This window comes from Lysobacter antibioticus (assembly GCF_001442535.1).
GTDB classification, from domain to species: domain Bacteria; phylum Pseudomonadota; class Gammaproteobacteria; order Xanthomonadales; family Xanthomonadaceae; genus Lysobacter; species Lysobacter antibioticus.
On sequence record NZ_CP013141.1, the window covers coordinates 4,766,321 to 4,791,184 of the forward strand.

The window sequence follows — 24,864 nt, forward strand, 5'->3', positions numbered from 1 at the left end:
CCCTTGTGGTCGTAGTCGAAGTTGGTCAGGTCGTCGCTGAACTCGGTGAAGTTGTAGCCCACACCGACGCGGAAGTTGCGGCCGATGTCGCGGTCGACGCCGATCAGGAAGCCTTGGCGATCGCCGCCGTCCTTCACGCCCAGCCAGCGGTACTCGGCCAGCGCATGCCAGGTTTCGGCGAACTCGTAGCGGGTCTGCACCGCGGCGAAGGTGGTCGCCGAATCGGCCCACTGCCCCTCGAGACGGCCGTAACGCACTTCGCCTTCGCGACGCGCCAGCTTGCCGGCGAATTCCCAGTGGTGGTTCGGGTTGTAGATGCCTTCCAGCGACAGGATCTGGCTGCGCTGATCGTAGAACGCCACGTTGTCGCCGATCTGCGGCAGCGCCGACACGTCGTACAGATACGTGTACTTGCCCAGCAGCGCGTACTTGGTGCTGTTCCACGGCCGCCAGGCGAAACCGACGTTGCCTTCGATGAACTTGGCGCCGGCCTCGGCGTTGATCTGGTCGGTGGTCTTGGAGTAGTTGAAGCGTGCCGCGATACGGAAGCTTTCGTTGATCTTGTGGGTCAGGTTGTTGGTCGTGACCCACTGCTCGCGACGCTCCGCACCGGTGTCCTCGCGCCATTCCAGCTTGCTCTGCCACTGCGTCGCGGCCGAGGTGTGGCCGCCGCTGAGGCTGACCGCACGGCGATCGACTTCGCCGATCTCCTTGTCCAGGCGTGCGCTCTGCAAGGTGAAGCCCAGGTTCCAGCCCTGGCTCGGATAGAAATCCATGCCGTAGGTGTGGGCCAGACCGGATTCGTTCGGCGCCTTCAGGAATTGGCTCTCGTTGTACATGCTGACCTGGTTCGACAAGCGCCAGCGCTGGCCGAGGGTCCAACCCGAGTTGAGGCGGTTGTTGAACAGCGGGTCGAAATCGGTGCGATCGGTCGAGTAGGTGTAGCTGCCGTAGACCGTGTGGTCGGGCTGGATGCGGTACTCGGCGTTGATCTGCGCCGCGTCGCCGCGGTCGCCGGTGGTCAGCTCGGCGCCGACGCTCGACAGGTTGCCGAACACGTACTTGCCGCCCAGGGTGAAGGCGTCGTTGTCGGCGTAGCGGCCGTTGTCGTCGTCCAGGGTGACCTGGGCGGTGCCGTACAGATCGAAGCTGCTGCCGAAGCGGCGCTTGTACTGCAGGGCGCCCAACACGCCGGCGGCGTCGAGGGTGGCGCGGTTTTCTTCGACGCGACGGATTTCCGCGGCCCAGGTGGTCGAGTCGCTGATCCGCCATTCGCCGGTCAACTGCGCCTGGGTCAGCGATTCGCTGCCGCGTTCGGCGCGGCTGTAGCGGCCGTAGATGTTGAAGGCCGGATTGAACTGGCCCAGCACCTCGAACCCGTGCTCCTGAACCTCCTGGCCCAGGTCGTAGCGCGAGATCGAGAAGCCCGGATCGACGCGACGCCACCAGGCGCCGGCCGACCAGTCCAGATTCGTCCAGCCCAGCTCCTTGAAGTTGGCGCGCGCTTCCACCGAGCGCGCCGTGCCCTTGCGCTGGTCGAGCCCGGAGTTGATTTCGTTGAAGCTCAGGCCGCCGTTGTCGGAGAAGAAGATCGGCGAACTGGTCGACTCGGTCTGGCTCTGCTCCAGCTTCAGGTAGGTGCCGCGACCGGCCTGCAGGGTCAGGTCCGCCCCCTTCAAGGTGTAGTCGTCGCCGGCGCGGTTTTCGTCGACATAGGTCGCGCCCAGCGCGACATGGTCGCCGAACCAGTGCTTGCCGCGGAAACCGGCGGTGACCGAGTCGGCATCGAAGCCGTTCGGAATGAACTCGTAGTCGACCAGCAGCACCTGGGTGAAGCCGTCCAGGGGCGTGTCGCGGGTCAGGGTCGGGATGTTCTCGCGGGTCACCTGCGCCAGCGGACGGGTCAGCAGGATGCGGCCCTGCATCTCGTCGATCTCGTAGTCGGCGCCGCGCACCAGGTCGACCCGGTTCTCGACTCGGCCGGTCGTCGCATCGCGCACTTCCAGCACGATCTTGTCCGAGCCCGGCAGCACGTCGGTGTGCTTGAGGTAGTACAGGCTGCCGCCGGTGCCGATGAACTCGTTATGGCCGGGCGCGGTCTGCGCCTCGGAACCGAACACCCGCAGTTCGCTGCCCGGCTCGCCGAGCACGGTGCTGCGGCGGCTGCGCCAATTGAGCGCACCGCCGTACAGCGAACGGCTGTACTGGCCGTATTCGGTGCCGGTGATGCCGGTCTCGAAGTTGCCCCACAGCGCCTGGCTCTTGTCCCAGTCGACGCGGACGTACAGCCGGCCCATGGTGTCGACGTCGCGGTAGGTGGTCGAGTCGTCGCCGTAGACCGGGTAGTACAGGTCCGGATCGAGGCGGCGGAAGATGTCCTGCGGGTCGGCCTTCCAGAAGCCGTTGAACAACTGGCTGACCTCGCGTTCGCGCGTGTCGGCCTGGGCGGTGACCAGGTACTTGCCCTTGATCTTGCCCTTCAGATAGAAGCCCAGGCGGCCTTCGAGCAGAAAGCTCTTGTCGAAATGCTCGTCGCCGGCCAACGGCTCGATCGAACCGGAGGTGCTGCCCTTGGACGCGGTCACATCGGCGATCGCGACGGCGAACATGTAGCGCCCGCTGACGTCGATGTCGAGCGTGTGGTTGATCTCGCCGCCCTCGCCCTTCAGGCGCAGGTCGTACTCGTGGCGGCCGATCGGCTCGAGGTATTCGGCGACCAGCTTGCGTTCCAGGTCGACCGGGAAATTGCGCCCGTTGATGGTGACCGAGTAGTTCTCGGGAATGTTGCGGCCCTGGATGCGGATGCGCGAGCCGTAGATGCCGATGTTCTGCTGGCGCAGGGTGCTGCTGCCGAACACGGCTTCGGTCAGGCTGTTGCGTTGCGCCTCTTCGATGCCGAGCGAGGTGCCCTGCTTGCGTTCCATGGCGTTGCGCATGGTCTGCAGGCCGCGTTCGGCCTCTTCCGGCCGCACCAGTTGCATGCGTTGCGGATAGGTCTCGTCGACGCTGCCGTCGGCGCCGTAGGCACGCACCAGGTACAGCAGTTCGTCGCCGGCACGCGCTTCGTAGCCGGCCGGCAGGGTGCCGTCCCATTCGGCCTCGCTGATCGCCCCGACCGGCAACTCGACCTTGGCCAAGGGATCGACCAGGTCGGTGTCGCTGGCGCGGTAGATCAACACTTCGGCGCGCTGGATGAACGAGGAATAGTTGTTGTACGCATAGAAGCGCACCGGCTTGAGCACCTTGGTGCCGTCGAACGAGACCAGGCTGGTGCCGCTGATGTTCATCTCCGGACGGCCGAGGGTGGGATCCTCGGTCGCCCAGATCACCCCGCCGTTGGGCAGGCTGACCGACCACTTGCCGATCGCCACCGCCTTGCCCGGCTGCTCCAGCGCCACCGACACGCGGCGGTCCGGCTGCAGGGCTTCCGACGAGGATTTCGCCGTCGTGCCCTCGGTGACCGGCTTGCTGTAGCTGCGCGTACGCAGCTTGAACAGCAAGCCGTCTTCGCCGCTGCACGCTGCTTCCGTGCACTTCATGGCTTCGGCGACGCCCTCGGCCTGGGCGGCATCGGACCGAGCAGCATCGGACTGAGCTGCGGCGGTCTGTGTGGGCTGCTGCGCGGCCGCCAACGGGGCTGCGCCCGCCAACAGGCTGATCAGGGTGTAGTCCAGCAGTTTCATCTTCATCTTCGTCTTCATGATCCGCCCCTCAATTCCGCTTCACGTCGACAGGGGCGGTCGGATCGTTGCTCGACTCGACTCGCACCTTGGCGCGCACTTCGGGGCTCAGTCGCTGGGCCAACGCGTCGTAGACGGCCTTGGCGCGTCGCATACCGAGCGCAGTGTTGTATTGGTACGAAGCGCGCACGTCGGTGTGGCCGACGATCGCGATGACGCCGCCGTGCATGCGCTCCAGCGCAACCGCGACCTTATCCAGCAACGGCTCGAACTCCGGCTTGATGCTCGACTTATCGGTGTCGAACAACACCGTGCCCAGCAGCGCACCGCCTTCGCCCAGACCGACGATCAGCGAACCCGGGTCGTCGGCGTTGCCGCGCACGCTGACCTTCAGCGCCTGCAGCACGTCGGCCGGCAATTGCTTGACCAACTCGGCCTTGACCGCCGAAGCCCGATCGAACGCCAGCGACTCGCCATCGCCGTTGGCGCTGATCACCACTTCGCCGCCGCGGTGTTGCTTGATCTGCGCGGCCATCTTCTCGATCGCCGGCAGGTACTGCGCACGCACCTCGGCGCTGCCCGGGGCGAAGAACACTTCGCCCAGTTCCATCTCGATCTGCTCCTCACCGCCTTCGATCAGCCCGGCCGGCAGCTTGACGCCCCAGTCGAAGCGGACCGGCAGGCCCGGGGTGACGCGGCGCGTCAGCGGGTTGTCGGTGGTGAACACGCTGCCCGGCGGCAGGGTCGACGGATCGACCTTGAGGATGAAATTGCGGCCGCGTTCCAGGGTGCCCACGTCCACGCCCTCGAGGTGATAGCGGCCGTACTGGTCGGTCTCCATCAACAAACCCTCGATCGAGGCGATACGCACGCCCGGGATACCGCGTTCGTCGACACCGGTGTTGCGGACGATGTAGTCGACCACGTAGCCGCCTTCGGTCGGGCTGACCCGACGTTCCACCGTCGGGGCCGCGCCACTGAGGTTCTTGGCCGCGTCGCCGCTGCGCTCGATCCGGGTGGTACCGGCCGCATCCATCCGCACCGTCACGCCCTGCTTGGTGGTCAGCGCGAAGTCGTCGGTGAAGCTCAACTCCTTCAGGCGCTGGCTGATCACCACGCGGTGCGCGTCGACCGGATCGGCGTCGGACTGACGGGCCGAGATGCTGCCCAACACGATGCCGTGCAGCATCGGCGAGCTCGCGTCCGGTTCCGCCTTCGGACCGGTGCCGCGATCGACCGTAGTCGAGTTCGGCACGTAAGCGTCGGCAGCGAAGCCGCCCTGGACCCGCGCGTCGTCGATCGCCGCGCTGTCCTGCCAACCGTCGCCGTCGCGGTCGTCGAACACCGTGCCCAGGATCAGGGCGTGGTCGAGCAACGGATCGGCGATCAGTTGCACTTCGGCGGTGGCCACGTTGGAGACGATCTTGCCGTTGTCGCGCATCAGCGCGCTGTTGGAGTGGATGCCCGCACGCACGCCGGCGCCGACCCGCAGCAGGTAGGTGAACGTCGCGCGCTCACCGGCGGCGATGTCGACCTGGTCGACCTGGATCGGATAGGTACCGACCAAGCGACCGACGCCGTCGCGATCTGCGACCGACAGCGAACCGTCGACGAAGGTGAAGCCCGCAGGCGGCGTATCGACCAGGGTCGCATCGATCGTGTCGCGGGTACCGGTGTTCTCGACCGTGACCGTGTAGCGGACCAGGTCGCCGATCTTCACATCGCGCGGCGAGGCCTGCTTGATCACCCGCAGGCTCTGCGTCAGCGTCACCGGCGTGCTGGTGGCGCAGTTGCCCTGGCAAGTCGGGCTGTCCGTACCGGTGCCGAGCACGGTGTTGTCCACCGTCTCCGACGCCTGTTCGTTGACTTTCGCGGTGTAGGTCACCGTGTAGGTGCCCGGCACCGTACCGGCCGGCAAGGTGCACACCAGCGGATTGGCCGCATTGCAGCTGTAGCCGGCCGCATTGGTCACCGCGGTGAAGTCCAGGCCGGTGCCGAGGGTGTCGGTCAGCGTGGTCACGCCCAGGGTCTTGCCGCCGCTGATCGTGGTGGTCAGGGTGTAAGTGATCGTGTCGCCCACGAGCACCGGACCGGCGGTGTTCGCCGCCTTCGCGTAACGCACCGAGGCGGGAATCACCGGGGTGTTGACCGTGGCCGTGCAGGATGCAGCGGTGCTGCCCACCGCACAGACCGGGCTGGTCGAGGTCGCGGTGTTGACGATGTTGCCGGCGGTCACGTCGGCCGCCGTCACCACATAGGTGCCGGTCAGCACGCAGGTCGCGCCCGGCGCCATGGTGGCGCAGGTAATGCTGTTCGGGGTGATCTTGTTGTCGTTCACCACCACGTTGGTCAGGTTGCCGCCGGTGCTGGTGTTGGTCACCGTCACCGTGTAGGTCAACGTGTCGCCCAGCGACACCGTGCCCGAGCGGTCCTCGTCGGCATTGCCGGTCAGCGCCTTGACCAGGGTCTGGCTCAGCGACGCCACCGGGGTGGTCACCGTGGTGGTGCACGCGGGATCGGTGCTGCCGGCCGGGCAGATCGGGCTGGTCGAGGTTGCGGTGTTGACGATATTGCCCGCGGTCGCATCGTCCGCCGTCACCAAGTAGGTGCCGGTCAGCACGCAGGTCGCACCCGACGCCACGGAAGCGCAGGTCGTGCTGCTCGGGGTGATCTTGTTGTCGCTCACCACCACGTTGGTCAGGTTGCCGCTCGCACTGGTGTTGGTCATCGTCACCGTATAGGTCAGCGTGTCGCCCACCGATACCGTGCCCGAACCGTCTTCGTCGGCATTGCCGGTCAGCGCCTTGGCCAGGGTCTGGCTACGCGGCGGCACCGGCGTGGTCACCGTCGTGGTGCAGCCGGGATCGGTGCTGCCGGTCGGGCAGACCGGGCTGGTCACGGTCGCGGTGTTGATGATCGAACCCGCGCTCGCGTCGGTCGCCGTCACCACGTAGCTGCCGCTCAGCACGCAGGTCGTACCCGGCGCCACGGTGGCGCAGGTGATGCTGCTCGGGGTGATCTTGTTGTCGCTCACCACCACGTTGCTCAGGGTCGAGGTGGTGCTGGTATTGGTCATCGTGACCGCATAGGTCAGCGTGTCGCCCACCGACACCGTGCCCGAGCCGTCCTCGTCGGCATTCGCGGTCACCGTCTTGGCCAGGCCCTGGCTCAGCGACGAGACCGGCGTGGTCACCGTCGTGGTGCAGGTCGAATCGGTACTGCCCGGCGGGCAGATCGAACTGGTCGAGCTCGCGGTGTTGACGATGTTGCCCGTGGTCACGTCCGCTGCGACCACCGTATAGGTGCCGATCAGGGTGCAGATGCCGCCCGGCGCCACGCTCGCGCACGGCGTCGTGCCGCCCGTGGGCGTGATCTTGGAGTCGCTGATGACCACATTGTCGAGATTCGTGGTCGTGCTGGTGTTGGTCACCGTGATCGTGTAGGTCAGCGTGTCGCCCAAGGTCACCGTGCCGGTGCTGTCTTGGTCGGCATTGGCGGTCACCGCCTTGACGATCGTCTGCGTCGGCGGAGGCACGTCGTCGTTGACGATGGTGCAGGTCGCCGAAACACCGCTGGCCAGGGTCAGGCTGTTGCCCGCCAAGGTGCCCGCGCTGCAGCTCCACGCACCAGCGGTGTAACCGGCCATGGTCGCTTCGGTCAGCGTGTAGACGCCGGCACTGACCGACACGTTGGTCACCGCCGTGGTGCCGCTGACGCCGTTGATCGGGGTCGGACCGGCCGCGCTCAACGGGAAGTTGTTGATCGTCGCGGTGCCGCCGTTGTTGTTGATCACCGTCTTGACCAGGGTCAAGGTCGCGGCCTGGTCGTTATTGTCGATCGTGCAGGTCGCGGCATCGCCGACGGCGAGCGTCAGGCTGTTGGAAACCAGCGCGGCGCCGCCATTGACGACACAACTGTAGGTGCCGGCGGTATAGCCGCTCGGGCCGCCGGTTTCGGAGAGGTTGTAGTTACCCGCGCTGACCGAGGCATTGGTGACAGCCGTGGCGCCGGTGGCACCGCTGATGCTGGTCGGGCCGTTCGCTTGCAGCGTCCAGGCCGTCGCAACCGCGGTACCGCCGTTGTCGTTGGTCACCGTCTTGACCAGGGTCAGGGTCGCGGCCTGGTCGTTATTGTTGATCGTGCAGGTCGCGGTATCGCCATCGGCCAAGGTCAGATTACTACCCGACAACGAGCCACCGGTGCAGCTCCAGGCGCCGGCGGTGTAACCGGCCATCGTCGTCTCGCTCAAGGCATACACGCCCGGGGCGACCGATGCATTGGTCACCGTCGTGGTGCCACTGACGCCGGTGATCGGGGTCGGACCGGCCGCGGTCAACGGGAAGTTGCCGACCGTGGCGGTGCCGCCGTTGTCGTTGGTCACCGTCTTGACCAGGGTCAGGGTCGCGCGGGACGTCGGAGTGGTCTCCGCGCAGTCATTGTCTTGCGATGCGCAATCGACGAACTGCGGCAGAGCGACCGTATTGAGGATGTTCTGGGTACCCGCGGGGAGCGGGCTGTCCACGGTCACCCGGAAGGTCAAGTTGACCGTACCGCCGTTCGCCGCCACGGTCACTGCAGCCGTGTTGGTGCAACTCGTACCCGCCGCCGCACCGGCGGCGCAGCCAAAGCTGTCGCCCGCTGCCGCGGTGGTCGCCGTCGGTACGGTCTCGGTGATGCCGCCGACCGGAATGGTGGCCGAGGTCGTACCGCCGTTAGTCAGTTGAATCTGATAGACGAGAGTTTCGCCGGCGGCAGCCGTCGGGCCGCCGGTCAGCAGCGTCTTCTCGACTTTGATGATCGGGGTAACTTCGGTGCAGTCGTTAGGACCGCCCGGGGTGCAATCGATAGGCGTACCGCCGGTACCGTTCGGCAACCTGCCGATGGTGGCCGCGACGACATTGTTGATCTCCACGACGCCGTTCGGTAGCGGGCTATTGACCCGGACGACGAACATCAAGTCGTCCGTGCCGCCTGCCGGCACCGTAGCCGTATTGATGTTCGTACAGGTAGTGCCGCTGCAGTTGCCGAAGTCCTGTTCCGGATCGCCGGTCTCCACCGTGGTATTGGGCGGAATGGTCTCGGTCACGTTGTTGGCATAGACGGTGCCCGCATCTTGGCCGGTATTGCGGAACGTAAGCTGGTACGTCAGCTTGTCACCGGCCTTGATCGGCTGACCGGTCACATAGGCCACGTCATTGACCAGAGCGAGCGTCTTCACCAGTCCGGTGATATTCGGCGCCAACGGGGGAGGCACCGCGCAGGACGCGGTGTCGTTAGTCGACGCCCCCGTAATCGCCGGACTATATCGGCCCGTGGTGCGGTTGTAGTAATAGTGACCGCTGTTGTTGGACGCGTAGACGGAGTCGCTGGTCCCCGCGAGAGAAAACCACTCGAGGAGATTCGGCGAGCCATCGGCCAATACCGGCCGAGTGAGGCGCGTCAAAGTGAGCGCGCTGATATCGAAGGAGTAGAAATCTTTACCGATCGCGACCATACCCGAATCGGGGCCGGAAAATATCAGGTCTCCCGTGCCGCCCCCTTCGGGCAGAAAGTCGGGAGTCAGCGTGATAGGCGCACCGATCGTATAGTTGGCGGCACCACTGGGGGTGACCGGATACAGCCTGATATTAGGGCTAGAGCCGGACGAAATATATCCAGTACCAGGGGTTCCCGGCGCCCAGGCCCCGCGGACGATATCTCCGCTGATAGCGAACGGCGCAGCCGCGTCGTACATGACGCCATCGGGGTTTACACCTTTCAGCTGAACTGATCCGGCAGACTTCGTGACGAAAAGCAAGCGACCGCTGCCGGCATTGGCCCCCGTGTCGATCATCAACCCGTTGGCTGATCCTGGACCAAGGGGGTCCGGCAACGAAAAGACGGTCGATTCGGTGCCGTTCGGAAAGAATTTTCTGATGGTAAGGGGCTGCCCCGCGTTCGCTTCTTGCAGCGAATAGATCGCGCGCTCCCCACCGACCACCGCGCAGAAATTTTCCTGGGCCAGCGCCTCGCCGCCCAGCAACTGCGCCAACAGCAAGACGCTCCATACGAGCCCTTGTCGCCGGTTTCGCTCCGAAGCAGCCACGCGTTGCCGTGCCACAGACCTGAGAGGCGCGCAAAGCATGCTCCTCAGCCTGCCTACAGCGTTAAAGATTCCTAGCCCAGAGATATTCATTTCTCGCCGCCCATTTGAGTATTCAGCTGCCGGCACAGCGCTATTCGTCAACCGGAAAACGGATACCGCTCGACCTCCCGACCGCACGCGGTCTGGAGACTCCCAATCGGAACTTCGCCCACGCTTCGAACGAGCGCGCGCTCCCCTGAGTCGGCAGGAGCGCCCACATCGAGCGTGGAAGTCATGGTGTGCAGTCGGGACGGAGACGAACTGCACGCCGATCGGCGCCAGCTCTCACCACCCTCACTGCCCTCAATCCCAAATACCTGCAGCTGGCCAATGCGCCGGCTGCGGGTCCCCAGTTCGGCTCACCATGCCGCGAGGCCAATGCCAATTAAGTCCAAAAATAATGTGACATTAGTCTCATAGCGGCACATTTTCGTCAGATCCGCCGGCATTGAAATAGGGAAATGTCTTAGTTCCAATTCGGGCGCCTAAGAAAAGTCTTAGATGCCCCCCTTGGGAGCCAGGGTCGATGCGGGTGGGGCAGGCCTGTGCCAGCGGCGTGGGCCCGCTGTTCCGCCACACCGCCGAGGCAGCCGTGCCCGGCTCGCCGGACACATCGCGTGCATGCATGCGGTCGTCGCGACTGTGCGCCTGGTGCTTGCCGCAAGCAGGCGATGCATGGCGCGGCCGCCGCGTAGGAACGAACCGTTGCTAGGGACGAGCTGCCGTGTAGCTTCAAGCTCTTCGATGAGGACGGCGCGAAGCACCGGCTATCGGAATCGACGCGCGCCCGCGAGGCGAATGCTTAGCTTGGGTACGGAGCAAGAGGGTAAGCGGCGCAGCTTGCCGTCCCGCCGGAAACTTCCGCGTGAGGGCTCGCTCGCGGCCAATGAGCCGAAAACACCCGCCGGTTACGCGCCTGGCGCGTAGAGCATTCGGCAACGATCACGATCGAGCGCGATGCCGTCCCCTATTTCCAGGAAATACCGCAACTGCCAATCTTGCGTAACCCGGGCCTGCCCGCTCTTCGTCGTATCCCAAGGCGGGTATACGCGTATCGCTCGCTTGCCGCCCTTGCCGTTACTCGACAGTACGCCTCGCTCACTAAGCACCCGCTTCGGAAACACGAATTGCCCGAAGCCCGAGCGACAGCGCGCACTGACGACATAGAAGTCGACATCGTCAGACGAGTCGAAGGGTTGAATCGGGCCAGCCCCGATACGCTTCCATAGCGTCACGAATTGCCCGGCCTTTACCGGCGTGGTCTTCGCAACGCGAAAGCAAATCGACGCCCCATCGAGCCTGAACGTGCAAGCGGCATACGCCGAACTCTCGGCTTCGGCGCGAAACTCGGCCAGCTCGTACCGACCCGGGTCGTAAACGAGCGCCTTCGCGGCAATAAGATCGTTATGCATGAAACCTCCCTCTGAAACGATAGATTCGTTGACGGCATGCCCAGCATGCCCCGGCATCTCACATGCCAACGGCTTCAATGGCAATGCGCATGCCGCCGATGACGGCGCCGACCGACCTGATCGGCAATCGATCGCGGCCATCGATAGCGGATACACCGTAGAGATCCGCATTGGACCAGTGGATAAACGGCCGACTGGGCAGCCGCTTCCGCGTTCTCGGCTATAGCTCCCGGCGCAGCCGATGTCGCATGCGCAACGCGCGTCTTGCCGGCTGCGCCTGAAGTGCCCGTCCGACCAGCCGGAACGCTTACAACGAGCCGAGTATCGCGCCTTGCAGGCCGTACGGGGCGGGTAAGATTTTTCCCTATGTCGTCGACAGCCAGCTTGATCGACAATCCCAGCGGCCTTCCCCCTGAGATGCCAAACGGGTGCGCCCGCGACCACATCGATCTGAAGAGGTCTTTATTCCAGCCCCGGGCAGGCCTGGCTGAAGACCTGGTAGCAATCCCCTCGGCGGCAACCAGAGCGCACTGTGCGCCGGCCCGCCGGATACATGAGCGCTCCAGGACCTGGCTCGCGCATCGCTTGCGCTTTATCGCGCAGCACTCGAACAGGCCAGGAAGCAAACAAAGCCGCTCTTGCATGATCGCGGTCGAAGCGCCTGCTCCAAGGCCTCGGCAGCATGCATGCACCACCACGCAACCGGAAACCGCGTCCATGCCCTTTGCAGTCTATCGCGCAGACAATCGAGCCCCCGAGCAGATCGCGACCACGGGATTTCAGGCCCGAGTGCCGCTGGATGAAGTATCGGCGCGCCAGCTGATCAATCGCTCGCTGGTCGATGCCAACACACCGCTGCAGCTCCCCAAAGCGCACGGGAACACGATTGCCGAGTACTTCAATGCGACGAAACAGCAACCGACCTTAGTCGGCCTGCCTGCTCTTTACGACCAGATTCGCAAGGAGACCAGCGGCACCACCATGCACGTATCCACATCGCCCAGCACCGGGGTCGGCGGCTTCGAGCATCGCAAGAATCTGTATCAGATCGAACTCCCTGTCGAACGCATGTATGCGTGGGAGATCGATCCTTCGCGAAAGAATCGCATCGTCGCGGCGCCAAGAACGATATCCGACCTCGACGAAACCCGTTCCGCTCGCGACCCCGCGACTGGAATTGCCTCAAGCAAGCCAGTTCTGCTGACCGACACGCCTACGATCGACGCTGCTCGAATCATCGCCATTTCAAGCCCGAGCGGAGACGGCGAAGTCGCATTCCTGACCGGTATCCCTAAGGAATGGATCAACCGATCGCGGAGCCTAGAACACAGCGGCCCCTGGCAAGCCATGCCTCAAGCCGTGGCGCACGCGGCAACCGGGCCAACCGCGCAGGCCGCGCCGCTCCAACCCGCGCATACATCGAGCACCCCCCCGGCCGCCGCGGGGGCACCGGAGCGCCAAGCCAACGACGCACACCCGTATGCGAACCCCGCGCATGGTTTCAACACCTTGTACAACCAGGCCCTGAGCGGCATCGAAAGACTCCCCGTCAACGCAAATCTGTCGCCATCGGCCCGCGGAGAGAACGCGGCCTTGTTAGTCGATGCAGCCCGGCTGGCGTCGCCGCCGTTGGAACGGATCGACTCGGTCGCCCTCGGGAAGAACGGTGGCCTGTTCGCGATACAGGGCGCGCAAAACGACCCGGCCAGCAGACACGTACTATTGGACAAGCCTGCCGCGCTTCCCGCTGCGCAGTCGCCCAACCCGCCACCCGCACAGCGCTCTGCACCCGAGCCCAGCGGCCCGCAACAATCCGTCAATGCGTTGCGGCAGATGTTCGAATCCGTGCAGGAACCGTCTGCCGCCGCAGTTCCGGGCCCACGTCGGCATTGATCCGAAGGCCGACTTCATCCCCTGATCGACAGGCGACAGGCGAGACGAATCACTTTCGGCGCTCGCTCGATCGACAACGGCTGTCGAGCAGGTAGCGGCCGGCACCGCGTCCGGACTCCTTTCGCAGGCAGCTCGCGGGCGAACTCCGCTTCGAATCTGCCGCTGGCGGCGATCGGCAAGGCCGCCACTGTTGCAGTGCAGCTAAGAGTATTCCGTATACGATTTCGGATAAGACTCTGTCCTAATGCATCGGGCTCGAACGTCCGGGAGCGAGCAACGCTTCCGGGAACGGAGAATCGATGGACTGTGCCTACGAATAACGCCTGAGTGCGTAACCAAGCCTCGGAACCGGGCCGCCTCCGCCGGCCGACGCTTGTGTGCGCCCGGGATGCGTCGTCGCGGCATCGAAACCGGCTGGGGTACGCCTTTCGGGACATCTCCGAAACGGGGTAATCCAGCAACTGCATAGGCCCAAAGAACGTTTCTAAACGTATCCGAGATCAGCCTGTCCCTGGCGGATCTCAACAACAGGGGTTCGATCATGCGAGCGAAAAAAGGTTCATTGGCGTTGCTGCTGATGGCAGTCAGCGCCGTGCCGGCGGTATCGACGGCGGCACCTATAAACAATCCACGCGACGAAAACTGTAGTCGCCCGGAGAACAACGTATCCAAGTTCTGGAGCGATTCCAACTTCGCCGCCAAAGTCGCGCAGATGAATTTCAGCGGCGGAATCGTCTGCATCAACGCGAACGTGGGCATGGCCGCGGGCCAGGTTTCGGCGAGCGATGTCTATACCGCCGATCACATGTACTGGGTGGCGGACGCCATCGCCGTCAAGGCCCGGGAATTGCCGGGCCTGAAGGGCGATGCCGATGCGTTCAATTCGAAACTCAACGAACTCAACAGCCTGGTCGCATTTCTGCGCATGGGCCTGGTCAATCAACCGATCGACCGACCGATCTCCAGTCAGCCGAGTTGGCTGATCGAGAAGATTCAGCTCGCGATGGACGCGTTGGTCTACGGCTCGGGCGAGCCGAACAAGTACATTTATGCGTTCAACAGCGACACCCCAGCGAACTTTCCTACCGCGACCAATAGCGAACTGGTTCGCAACATCGCGCTGCTGTTCGCCGACGGCGCCGACACCCTGCCTTACGACGATGCCCGCAAGGACTATCTGATCTCCACCACGAAGGCGGTCATAGAACGTCTTAAGCACATGAATAACTATGTGTCCTTGTTCGTACCCGCCGACGCGCCGGGACACCGGGCGCATGAGCATCTCAATGCCAACGCCTTCATGAACCGGCTGCCCGGGTATCTGATGAGGACGCTTCGGCAAAGTCTGCTCTCGACCAAGCTGGCGAACAACGCCCAGGCGTTCACCACCGAGGTGCGCTATCCGAAGCGGATGAGCACTTCTGGTGTGCTACCCGGCACCGACGATCGCGTCGACGTTCCGTTCTCCACCGGCACGGACAAGGGCTACCGCCAGGTGCTGCCGGCACGCGATTGGGCATACTTCAACCTGTCGAACCGCGCCTACGACCAGAGCTACCAGAACCCGAACGTCGAGGTCAACGCGGTAGCGCCGCACTGCGACACCGTGCGGTTCGAGCTGGTGTACAAGCCGAACTACGCACCGAAATCCGCCGGCGACAGTCCCGCCTACTTCCCTGTGACCTTGAATGTCCGATCGGCGGGGTACTACGACGCCAAGGACAAGAAGCAGATCGATACCAATATGTCCTACGGGACCAACCCGGGCGGCTTGCCGAAACAGGTCTATCTGCAGGCATCGGACGAACGGGACGGTAAGTTCTACTATTCGGCGACGTTCAAGCTCAACGCCGGTAGCGGCATCGATGCTGTCGAGTATCCCCTGAGCACCTTCGACATCCAGCTGCTGCAAGGCTCCCCGGTATACAAGAACAGCGACGGCACCCTCCTGGCCACGGACAGCCGGGGCGCTTACAACCAGTCCGAAGTGAGCGTGGGCAAGTTCAGGTATGACTGCCGGACGACGAAGGGACAGGTCGCAGCCGCTCGCATCAGGAACGAGCCCGCATTGCGCAGCGCGTTCTTCGACACCTACAACACGGCATTCGACACCGCACGCAGCGCGATCCTTTCCGAGAATCCGTATCAATCCGGCGGAGCGCAGGCCGCATTGATGCGCGAACTGATGGAGGCCTATGGAACCTATCAGTTCTCCTCGCGCTACCAGAACGCCATCCAGGACACCGGGGTGCTGGAGTGGTGGAAGGGCCGGATCAAGCCGATAACCCAGGCCGTCAGCAACGAACTCGTTGCGGGGCGTACCCGGCACAAAGGCATGGTGATGGCTCTGAGCTACGTCCTGAGCTATAGCGGGCTGCTCGGCAACTGCGAGTCCTACAGCATGTGCCGCCCCTACCGTGACAGAAGCAGCGCCGACGACTACTACTACGATGTCAAATTCACCTACAGCCGCGGCGGTTACGACTGGCGTATCTGGGCGCAGAAGCCGAGCGACCTGGTCGCGGCCTCGTCGGATTATATCCGCGAGCGGATCACCAAGGAGCTCGATCTGGCCCACGAGTACTTCTACAAGAAGGTGTTGAACAACCGCTGGAGCGAGTCGGAGAAGAACGGCCATAGCTATCGCGCCGGCGATTTCTACGTCAATGCGAACGCATACAACTGGCAAACCACCTTCGAGCCTTTCGTGGAAGGTATCTTCGACTTCAACGAGTATCACCAGAACAATACCTTTGCGGGCGGCACTTCGTACGGCCAGTTCTCCGACCGCTCGGATGCGGCATTGGATCGTGGCTTCTGGATCTATGCGTATGCCGACAACCCGTCGTACCGCGCCGGCAACTACGTTCCCTGGGAGCTCGGCCACGAGGCAGCGCACGAACTGGATCGCAAGAGCCTGTTCCTGAAGCACTCGAGCGATACCAGTGTGGCCTCGTATACCGGTTGGCCGAGGGATTCGATCACCGAAGGCCTGGCGGAGGTCGTGCAAACGTATCTGAGCGAAGAGCTGGATCGTCTGGCCGACAGCAGATATCTCACCACCAAGACCGCCGGCCGTCCGGTGTCCTTCCTGGTGCATGCCGCCCAAGGCACGGTCGCTGCGAAGTCGACCTCGGACATCTGGATGGCCGGCGCTCGCTATGACGACACCGCTTTCTGCAAGAACCGCGGCGGCTGCGTCTACGACATCAACACCAGCATCTACAAGCATCTGATCGACAAGGACCCTGCCCAGCTGGACTACATCAACGACCTCAAGCGGTCCGGGCGCTACTCGGCCGCTAACGACTACTACGCAGGCGGCCTGCGGGATACGTACGAAGCGGCGTTCTCGCAGAGCATGCGCAACGCCAAGGATCAATACGTACGAGAAAACCCGGGCAAACTCGTGGAGTGATGCTGGGCCCAAGCAGCGCCTCGGAGACGAGGCGCTGCCTACCTATGAGGTTGACGAATGATGCAGGCAAAGTGGTTATGGGCCGTCGTTCTTGTGGCGCTGGTCGGGTCGGTATTCGTAGCCGTTTCCGATCCGCTGCAGCGAACGCTTACCGGGTTCTTCGAGCAAGACGCGAGCCGATCGACTTCTCCGACCGGCACCGATGAGCACCGCACCGACAACGCGCGCAAGCAGGCGGTCGGGCTCGCCGTTCGGGACGAGGAGTTGCTCACCCGGCATTTGCTCGACCAGGGCGCGGCGGCCCCCTTGGCCGCGCCTTCCGAAGCGAGCGTCGTGCCGGAGGACTTGGAGAAACTACCGGAAGCCGAACGGATGGCGTATCTGGCCCGCGAGCGGTTCGGGCCCAGGATTGCCCCTACGCCAAGCGAAAGCGCTCGCTACAACATCCCCACGGCTCGGATCGAAAAGCAGAGCGATGGCAGGTATTGGTTGATAACGGACGATGGCCCGAGTCGCCCCGATCTCCCGCCGGGCACGATCGTCGAACGCGATCCGGAGCGGCGATGAACCGAGGAACACAACGGCACTCAGCACGGCTCTCCTCCGCGCGGTCGCCGTTCGTTAACGCTGTATCTGATCGGCCTGCCACAATCCAGCCACGACGATTCGAGGCAGCTAACCGTGTCCAAACTCCAAAATACTTTGCCGTTGATGCTTTTGGTTGCCATGACCGGTTGCGCGCCGGAGCAACCGACTGCTGCGACTGCTCCGCCCCACTCGGCACCGAATGTCGTGCCTGCCGCAGCCGCCGTCCGGCCTGGTAAAGACGCCAAGAATGCGACCTATATGATCGACGGCGAGCCGGTCACCCTGATCGACGGTGTCGAGGAGAAAACCATCGTGCCCGGCTCGGCTTCCAAGCAAGTGACGCGCCTTACCGAGCATGCGTTCGAGATGGATCTCAACGACGACGGCCAGAAAGACCAAGTTTTCCTGTTGATCCAGGACAGCGGCGGCAGCGGCACCTTCTACTACGCCGCAGCGGCGCTAAAGACCCCGCAAGGCTACCAGGGCACGAATGCAGTGTTCATCGGCGACAGAATTACCGTTCAGTACTTCAAGGCCGACCCGGAGCAGTCGTCGCAATTCTGGATCAGCTATGGCGACAGGCAGGTCGGGGAGCCGACAGCGGACGACCCGATGAACATGGCGTCCAAGGAATTCCGATGGGATGGAGCTTCACTCGTCGAAGTGGCCGCTGCCGCTGCGAAGTGAATTCACGAATTCACCGGCAAAATTTCCGCGCTGTGGTTCTCGGCTCGACCCCGGCATACGCCGATGATGCCGGCTCAACCGGTGTAGTAGGCCGACTGATCGAGGTCGGCCAACAGGCTCGGGCCTGACGGCGTCCAGCCCAGCAACCTGCGCGTGCGCTCGCTGGAAACCGCCATGTCGCCGCCGGCCATACCGGCGAACCAAGCGAAATGCCCGCGGTCGCGGGACTCAACCGGCAGCCCGAGCCGCCGGCCGATCACCTCGGCAATCGCCTTGAACGGCACGGCCTCATCCGCTACCGCGTGATACGCCGTCTCTGTCGCGCCCTGCTCGAGCGCAAGCCGGTAGAGGCGCGCGGCGTCCAATCGGTGCACGCCCGACCAGCAGTTCTCGCCTGCTCCAATGAATGCCGACACGCCGTGTTGGCGCGCCATGCGAACCAGGATCGGAACGAAACCATGGTCGCCGATGCCGTGAACCGAAGGTGCAAGGCGTACCGTCGCGACGCGCACGCCCCCCTCGCGAGCGGCCTGCGCGGCTTGCTCCGATTTGCGCGGCCAAACCGACTGCGCCGCGTCCGCTTCGGTGGCGCCGCGAGGCAGTCCCGACAGACCGGAGGTGACCAGCAGAGGGCGATCCGCCCCCTCCAGAGCGCCGCCGAGCGCCGCGATGGCACGTTGGTCTTGCTCTGCGTTCTCGGCGAACTTCGAAAAGTCGTGATTGAACGCCGTGTGGACGACAGCATCCGCGGCCGATGCCGCAGTGCGCAACATATCAAGGTCGTCGAGCGTGCCCCTGACTACCTGCGCACCGGTCGCCGCGAGAGCCATTGCTTTCTCATCTGTCCGGGCGAGGCCGGCGACCGCATGGCCGGCGCGAAGCAATTCATCGACCACGGCAGAGCCGACCCAGCCGGTCGCTCCTGTTACGAATACTTTCATGGCGATCTCCCAGAACGTTGAAGGACGAAACCGACTCAGCCGAGCCGCATCGAAAGTTCGACGTCGTCGGCGAAGGCAATGGACAAATAGCCGGACGCCGGCGAACGCACATGCGCCAGGTATTCCGGGCTGTAATCGGCGTTGTCGGCCACGATGAGCGCGCCCGGCCGCAAGCGTGTTTCCACCAGGGCCAGCACGTCGCCATACAGCGACTTGGCGCCGTCGAGCACGAGCAAATCGATCGAATCGGGCAGATCCGAGCTCAAGGTCCGCAACGCGTCGCCGGCGCGAACCTCAACCAGGTCGAGCAGCCCGCCCTCGGCGAGGTGTTGCCTGGCGCGTGCGACCTTCGAGGGTTCGAACTCCGTGGTCAGGACCCGGCCGCCGCCGTTATCGCGTACTGCCGCGGCCAAATGCAGCGTTGAAATTCCGAACGAGGTACCGAACTCGACGACATTACGAGCGACGGTCGTGCGCGCCAGCAGATAAAGCAAACGGCCGGTCTCGCGGGAGACCGGAAGCCACAGATCCTTCAGCTTCTCGTAGAAATCCAGGTACTCGGTCTTGCTCTGCATCAGACGCAAGCGATCCTCGCGCGACCACTCGGCGACAGCCGGGCTGCTCGCCGCATCCGCTTCTTTGAAGAGTCGGTCGAGCAGGGGCGCTAGGGGTTCGACAGTAAGGGTGTTCATAGCGATATCTGCCTTGAATGAGTGAAATTTCGTGTCGACACACAATACGAATAAACCTTCGTATTTTGTATTCGCATTCGAGACCACGTCGCCTAACAGCAATGAATCGCCAGGTTTCCCCGGTGAATTTCGATCAAAGCGGATCGCCTCGACGAGATAATTCCGTGCATCGAACCGCCGCCGTTCGCATTTTTCGATTCGCTAACCCAGCCTTCATCGGGACAAGCGCAAGGCATACGCCGCTTATGGGCAGCCACACCGAGGCGCGATGCGAAGGCGACGCCGCAGCCATTTCTCTTTCCAGGGCCTATGATGCGATCAACTCGTCATATCCACTCCGCATCGACAGACCGGCCATGGCAGATCGCAAGCCCCCCAGAATTTCTTCGCGAAAGCATCCGAGACAAGCCAGATCGAACCAGCTCGTCAGTGCGATCCTTGAAGCTGCCGCTCAAGTTCTGGCCGCGGAAGGCGCGCAACGGTTCACCACCGCCCGGGTGGCCGAGAGAGCGGGCGTCAGCGTCGGGTCGCTGTATCAATACTTTCCCAACAAAGCGGCCATTCTGTTCCGGCTGCAGAGCGACGAGTGGCAGCAGACAACCGATTTGCTGAGCACCATCCTGAAAGACCTCGAGAAGCCGCCGCACGAGCGGTTGCGTACCCTGGTCCAGGCTTTCATCCGTTCGGAGTGCGAAGAGGCCCAGATGCGGGTCGCGCTCAACGATGCCGCCCCGCTCTACCGCGACGCGCCCGAGGCCAAGAAAGCACGCGCTACGGGCAAACGCACGTTTCAGGCGTTCATGCGGGAGGTGCTGCCGAACACCTCCAGAACGGCTAGCGTACGCGCAGGCGACCTCATCGGCGCGACCCTCAGCACCGTCGGCAAGCAATTCTCGGAATCCCCGCGAACGCTACCGGAGATCAAGACCTATGCGGAGGCCATGTCCGACATGTTCCTGGCCTATATCGAGCACATAAATCGGGCGTGAGCCTGCGTTTCATGGACAGGCACTGTCGACGACGGCTGCGGTCCAGATCTACAGGAGCCAAGAAAGGGGCATACCTGCGGCAGGATCGGTCCAGCAAGGAGGCGCCCGCATGCTCCATACCACAGGGTTTCAACCGCGGTAACGCGGGTAGACCGCGGGAACTGCGATGGGATCGCGTTGTCGGCGCTTTAGTTTCCCGCCTTCCTTCTTGGTCGTCGCCCTGGTGCATTCGCGCGCGGGCCGCTCCGTGCCAGGCGCATGGGCCGCATCGATGCATACGACCTTCCCATCGGCAACCATCAATGCCTGGCCGCCGCCGTAATCCTTCACCTCGTTGTACTTGAACAGCGTCAGCGGCCGGCCGTCGGCATCGAGCAAGGCGAATTTGTTCGTCCGGGATACCGCGATGAGCCCGCGCAGATCCCAGGTCGCGCCGATATCGCTCTGGTCGTAGACCAACTTGCCTTGCGTATCGAATAACTCAAGCCGGTAACGTTCCGCATGCTCTTTGCGATACTGCATTTTCTGGTACTGGTTCAGCGCTTCCGGCGGTGGATTGAGCAAGGCGCTATAACCCACGGTCCGCCCATAGAAGCTGCCGCCGGTTCGATGCATGCGCACGCCGGTGATGAAGTTGACCGCCACGCCCTCGTGCTCCTGCTCGAACACCGTCGCCCAGCCTCGGTCCAGGCCTTGGCGATCGATGCCCGGGGATACGTCGTAGTAGGCGATCGGCAGAACGGTCCGCCCTCTGGCGTCGAGCAAGCCAGCGCGAATTTTCCCGGGTTCGCCCGGGCCGGCGATATCGCGACGGACCCGATACCACGACACGGTCGGACTCGCGTCCGTACTGGACTCGAAGATGCCGCTGTATTCGAACGGGATAACGGTCTTTCCGCGCGTATCGATAACGCCGTACCGCTCCTCGCTCGAACCGCCCACGGCCGCCTTGACCACGGCCACCGCCTGACCGTTCCGGAAATGCAGCTCGCGCTCGAACTGCGTCGTCGACGTCTCGTTGCCCTGCCGGTCGAAACCGCGCAGGCTCTGCGAGCCGATAGCGACGAAACCCTGACCGCCAAGATCGGTGAGGTACTGGTAGCCGATCGGAATCACCACCCGGCCGGACCGATCGACCACACCGAACCGCTGTTCGCCGTGCTTGCGAATCCGCGCGAGGTACGAGCCATCGCTCATCGCCGTCACCTTCTCGTGCGACGGGGCGCGCTGCCCGCGCTCCACGATCTTCGGCGGCTCCGGCTCCGCGACGGATTTGCCGGCGAGCGCTTGATAGTAGCGAACAGGGGCGCAACCCGAGATCGAACATACCAACGCGATCGCAGCCACTTGCACTATCTTCGACATACGCTCGATCCTTGGGCGCGCAACCAATCACGGAAGACTGCCATGATTAGCACGAATCTCGACGCCTGCGGAAGGGAAGTCGCAGTCGGCGCAGCACCACGCAGGCGGTCAATGCGCCAGAAAGATCGCTCGAAACGCAGCGACCGGCAGGGTTGCCAGCGACGCCAGAACCGTCGGTAGGGGCCAGGCCTCAGGTTAGTGCCCCCAAACCGGGCATGAAGAACGCCGCCCGGTTGAGCGCCGCGGGTTCGCGACAGGGCGAAGGACGAGGACGGTGGTCCGTCCTCGCCCTTCGATCAGATCAGCGCTATCGGACTATCGCCCTCGATGTCGCCACATCGGTGTCTGGGCGACCAACCCGGTTCACAGCGGGAACGGCAGCGGATTGGTGTGGTGGATGTAAATGTTGACTACGCTGATTCGGCATTGAAGATGCACGAGCGGGACGACCTCATTGGCACCGGGGTCCGGCCAAACCTGCGACCGATAGATATCGCAGGTGGACTGCGCGAAGTTCCCATATCCGCGATACGCAAAAAGCATTGCGTTATCCCACAGTTGCCGGAAGAACTCGACCGATTCGGGGGATGGGGCTACCTTTGCCGAGGTGGCCGCTGTTGCCGTGGGATACGGCGCTGCGGCCGCGGCGTTGTCCGCGCTCAGCAGTGTTGAGATGGCGAGCGCGCCAGCAAAAGCGATCTTCGTGATGTTCATAGTTACGCTCCATGTGATTAAGAACAGCGAGCAATGGACCGCACTGGAGGTGCGATGGCTCCGTTCTTCGTGACGTAGGTCGGACGCCGGAATCCGCGGCATTAGCTTTCGATGACAATTATTTCCCCGGCCTGCGAGCGGCCCGGTTCAAGAACTGCACGCGGAGTCGGTGTGGCGCCGGATGCGGAGATCCACATCGCATATACAGACGAACTCGAACTAACGCACCCCCTACCTCCGACGACACGGGCATTCGGTTTTAGGGGCGGCGTCACAATCGATTTCGAGCTCAGCGCACAGGTCGCAAGCATGCGAGCGATGAGGGGCAGTCCTCCACGGGGAGGCGGAACAAGACACCCGCCGCAAGATCCTGCGACCGCCACTGCGCGATAGCCGACGCCATCCGAATCTGGCTCACGCGATCACAGAATGAAGGTTCGTGAGCAACATTATGGCCGGCCGGTGTTTCCATCCTGCCAGGCAACGATCGCGACGCGACCGGTCGGAAACCGCCGATGCCGAGAGGGAGATCGCACCCTCGATTCAACCCCCACGAAGGAGACAGCAGCCATGTCGGATTCGACCTCCCGAAAGCAGTCGAAGGACGCCGCGCGCTCGGTAGTCGTCACCCTGCGGAACAACACGCCCTTCGATCTGCAGCTCAACAGAAATACGGAGAGCTTGCCCCACGGCAAATGGGACGAATACCCGCCGGCCTTCATCAGATCCGGAGACAAAGGCGCGTGGAAGACCGAGTCCGATGAACCCATGAGCGGGACGGAGGGACGAGTGAGCTACAACATCCTCGACCAGTCGCACAACTCGGTATCGGTGAATTGGGATGACCCCTTCCAAGGCAGTGACGCCGACGGTGGCAGTGTCAGCGATACCAACCGGTACAAACTCGACAAACCGGGCCCGATAAGCGGCAATAACATCGAAATGGATTTCACGCTCCGGTACCTCGGCTAAGACACGAAAGCACCCTGCGGGGTTCGATGCGACCGACGCCCCGGCCCAGCGCTGTAGCTGCGCTGGCCCGGGGGCCGGAACGTGAAGGCTATCCGGGGCACTCGGAGAGCGTGACTCGGCTACGCCCAGCTAATCGTTGCAATGGCCCAGATTCCCAGCCCCAGGCTTCATCACCGGCACCTTAAGGGCTGGATGTGCCGGGGCGAATATATCGCTTGAAGAAGTCGACATAGCCGGCGTATGCCGCTATCGGGTCGCCTTCATATCGCGTGTCCGCATCGTAGGTGCAATAGGCGCTGCTGCCGAATGCCAGCGCATACGCACGACACAACGCCGGCCCGAAATCCGGGTAATGAATCGGGTCGCGCTTGCTCATTTCCTCCAGCGACAACAGCCGCCCCACCTCCGGGCTGTCGTAGATCAAGCGGACCGGCGGATCCGCCTTGACGCCGGCATTGACGCTGCCGATCGCGCTGCCGAATTGCTCGTGCTTCGGATGTTGTTGATTGAACGCGGCGGTGAACTTCGCCCGGTCAGCCGGAATCAAGAAGCGATTGGCGAATTCCGCCCCGGAATACGTGGTCTGGGCATTCACCGCATAGACCGCATTCACGCGCGTGGATTGGCGCGCGACGGGGTCCGGGCTGTCCGTATCCCGCATGTCGTCCTGCAGCGCCGTCCATACTGCCAAGCTGCCACGCGATTGCCCGACGAAGAATACGTTGCGCTTGTCGATATTCAACGCGTCGGCGTTGGCGCGAATGAACTGCAGCGCATAGGCGAGGTCGTAATGCGGCACGCCCGGATCGGCATCGCTGTTCGGCAGCGCGTCGTTGGCCACCGGATGCCGGAATTCGATCGACGCGAACGAGAAGCCGGCCCGCAGCGCCGGGACGACCAGCGCCTGATACATCGGCGAATCTTGCGGCAACGCCTTGCTCATCCCGTTCGGATGGGCCCAGACGATCAACGGAGTCGGCGTCGTCGAGGGCGTCCGGTAGAAGTCGAACTGCTGCTCCAGCGTCCGCCCTCCGAGCGTCGGCTCCGGCCAGGTTTCCGCCCCATAGCAAAGCCCCGGCCCCTTCACGCCCATCGGCAATTTCGTCGGTACGCACGCGCTGGCATCGGCGACAAAGAGAGCCAACGCCGCGCCCGCGCACAGCAGGCCTGCGCGCAGGCGCGATCTCGTATTACTTCTCGTTCCTTCTTCTTTCAAAATCATCGCTTCGCTCCATGATTGATCGTCGGCGCGCGGGACGCGGCCGACGTCGCCATCCAACGCACCACCCGGCAATCGGTTGACGACGCCTGTCCGGCCCGCGGAGCCCGACGCCGTGCCGGGCCGGTGAACACCCTTCACCCCGAACTTCAGGCCGTGGCAGACATGTC

Annotated in this window: 13 protein-coding genes; 6 read left to right on the forward strand and 7 right to left on the reverse strand. The window is 63.5% G+C overall.

Going from position 1 to position 24,864, the window contains the following annotated elements; all coding sequences use genetic code 11:
• Positions 1-3,711: 3,711 nt before the first annotated feature.
• Positions 3,712-9,174, reverse strand: coding sequence for a DUF7507 domain-containing protein (locus tag GLA29479_RS19450; RefSeq protein WP_057972554.1), 5,463 nt, complete (start codon positions 9,172-9,174; stop codon positions 3,712-3,714).
• Positions 9,175-10,712: 1,538 nt separating this feature from the next.
• The gene (locus tag GLA29479_RS19455) at positions 10,713-11,216 is read right to left on the reverse strand and encodes a MepB family protein (RefSeq protein WP_211265005.1); all 504 of its coding nucleotides are present in this window, start codon (positions 11,214-11,216) and stop codon (positions 10,713-10,715) included.
• Between the two features lie 717 nt (positions 11,217-11,933).
• Between GLA29479_RS19455 and GLA29479_RS19460 the strand changes: the two genes are divergently transcribed.
• The 4 genes from GLA29479_RS19460 to GLA29479_RS19475 all read left to right on the forward strand — a co-directional run bounded on the left by GLA29479_RS19460 (position 11,934) and on the right by GLA29479_RS19475 (position 17,802).
• The gene (locus GLA29479_RS19460) at positions 11,934-13,109 is read left to right on the forward strand and encodes an XVIPCD domain-containing protein (protein ID WP_144436628.1); all 1,176 of its coding nucleotides are present in this window, start codon (positions 11,934-11,936) and stop codon (positions 13,107-13,109) included.
• Between the two features lie 541 nt (positions 13,110-13,650).
• Positions 13,651-16,527: a hypothetical protein gene (locus GLA29479_RS19465; RefSeq protein ID WP_144436629.1), complete on the forward strand. Its 2,877-nt coding sequence runs from the start codon at positions 13,651-13,653 to the stop codon at positions 16,525-16,527.
• A 57-nt stretch (positions 16,528-16,584) separates the two neighbouring features.
• Positions 16,585-17,094, forward strand: a complete 510-nt coding sequence (locus tag GLA29479_RS19470; RefSeq protein WP_057916448.1) for a hypothetical protein — start codon at positions 16,585-16,587, stop codon at positions 17,092-17,094.
• A 114-nt stretch (positions 17,095-17,208) separates the two neighbouring features.
• Complete coding sequence (locus tag GLA29479_RS19475; RefSeq protein ID WP_144436630.1) at positions 17,209-17,802, forward strand: hypothetical protein; 594 nt, start codon at positions 17,209-17,211, stop codon at positions 17,800-17,802.
• A gap of 74 nt (positions 17,803-17,876) precedes the next feature.
• Here GLA29479_RS19475 and GLA29479_RS19480 read toward each other — a convergent pair whose 3' ends face one another.
• Positions 17,877-18,743 carry an SDR family oxidoreductase gene (locus GLA29479_RS19480; protein ID WP_057972559.1) on the reverse strand — a complete coding sequence of 289 codons (867 nt, stop codon included), beginning with the start codon at positions 18,741-18,743 and terminating at the stop codon, positions 17,877-17,879.
• A gap of 35 nt (positions 18,744-18,778) precedes the next feature.
• Positions 18,779-19,480 (reverse strand): O-methyltransferase, encoded by a 702-nt coding sequence (locus GLA29479_RS19485; protein WP_248842763.1) that lies wholly within the window; start codon positions 19,478-19,480, stop codon positions 18,779-18,781.
• A 200-nt stretch (positions 19,481-19,680) separates the two neighbouring features.
• On the opposite strand from GLA29479_RS19485, the gene GLA29479_RS19490 reads away from it, so the two are divergent.
• Entirely contained in the window at positions 19,681-20,424 is a 744-nt protein-coding gene (locus GLA29479_RS19490) for a TetR/AcrR family transcriptional regulator (RefSeq protein WP_248842764.1), read from the forward strand.
• Between the two features lie 129 nt (positions 20,425-20,553).
• Here the strand turns inward: GLA29479_RS19490 and GLA29479_RS19495 are convergent, their stop codons facing one another.
• Entirely contained in the window at positions 20,554-21,789 is a 1,236-nt protein-coding gene (locus GLA29479_RS19495) for a WG repeat-containing protein (RefSeq protein ID WP_057972562.1), read from the reverse strand.
• A gap of 363 nt (positions 21,790-22,152) precedes the next feature.
• Positions 22,153-22,503 carry a hypothetical protein gene (locus tag GLA29479_RS19500; protein WP_057972563.1) on the reverse strand — a complete coding sequence of 117 codons (351 nt, stop codon included), beginning with the start codon at positions 22,501-22,503 and terminating at the stop codon, positions 22,153-22,155.
• A 570-nt stretch (positions 22,504-23,073) separates the two neighbouring features.
• On the opposite strand from GLA29479_RS19500, the gene GLA29479_RS19505 reads away from it, so the two are divergent.
• Positions 23,074-23,475, forward strand: a complete 402-nt coding sequence (locus GLA29479_RS19505; RefSeq protein WP_057972564.1) for a hypothetical protein — start codon at positions 23,074-23,076, stop codon at positions 23,473-23,475.
• A 181-nt stretch (positions 23,476-23,656) separates the two neighbouring features.
• Here GLA29479_RS19505 and GLA29479_RS24820 read toward each other — a convergent pair whose 3' ends face one another.
• The gene (locus GLA29479_RS24820; protein WP_144436631.1) at positions 23,657-24,835 is read right to left on the reverse strand and encodes an alpha/beta hydrolase; all 1,179 of its coding nucleotides are present in this window, start codon (positions 24,833-24,835) and stop codon (positions 23,657-23,659) included.
• Between the last annotated feature and the right edge of the window lie 29 nt (positions 24,836-24,864).

Excerpts from the sequence above, each read along its gene's own strand:
- GLA29479_RS19470 (WP_057916448.1), top strand. The coding sequence starts at position 16,585 with ATGATGCAGGCAAAGTGGTTATGGGCCGTCGTTCTTGTGGCGCTGGTC.
- GLA29479_RS19455 (WP_211265005.1), bottom strand. The coding sequence starts at position 11,216 with ATGCATAACGATCTTATTGCCGCGAAGGCGCTCGTTTACGACCCGGGT.
- GLA29479_RS19505 (WP_057972564.1), top strand. The coding sequence starts at position 23,074 with ATGTCGGATTCGACCTCCCGAAAGCAGTCGAAGGACGCCGCGCGCTCG.
- GLA29479_RS19495 (WP_057972562.1), bottom strand. The coding sequence starts at position 21,789 with ATGTCGAAGATAGTGCAAGTGGCTGCGATCGCGTTGGTATGTTCGATC.
- GLA29479_RS19500 (WP_057972563.1), bottom strand. The coding sequence starts at position 22,503 with ATGAACATCACGAAGATCGCTTTTGCTGGCGCGCTCGCCATCTCAACA.
- GLA29479_RS19460 (WP_144436628.1), top strand. The coding sequence starts at position 11,934 with ATGCCCTTTGCAGTCTATCGCGCAGACAATCGAGCCCCCGAGCAGATC.
- GLA29479_RS19490 (WP_248842764.1), top strand. The coding sequence starts at position 19,681 with ATGGGCAGCCACACCGAGGCGCGATGCGAAGGCGACGCCGCAGCCATT.
- GLA29479_RS19480 (WP_057972559.1), bottom strand. The coding sequence starts at position 18,743 with ATGAAAGTATTCGTAACAGGAGCGACCGGCTGGGTCGGCTCTGCCGTG.
- GLA29479_RS19450 (WP_057972554.1), bottom strand. The coding sequence starts at position 9,174 with ATGGTCGCGATCGGTAAAGATTTCTACTCCTTCGATATCAGCGCGCTC.
- GLA29479_RS19465 (WP_144436629.1), top strand. The coding sequence starts at position 13,651 with ATGCGAGCGAAAAAAGGTTCATTGGCGTTGCTGCTGATGGCAGTCAGC.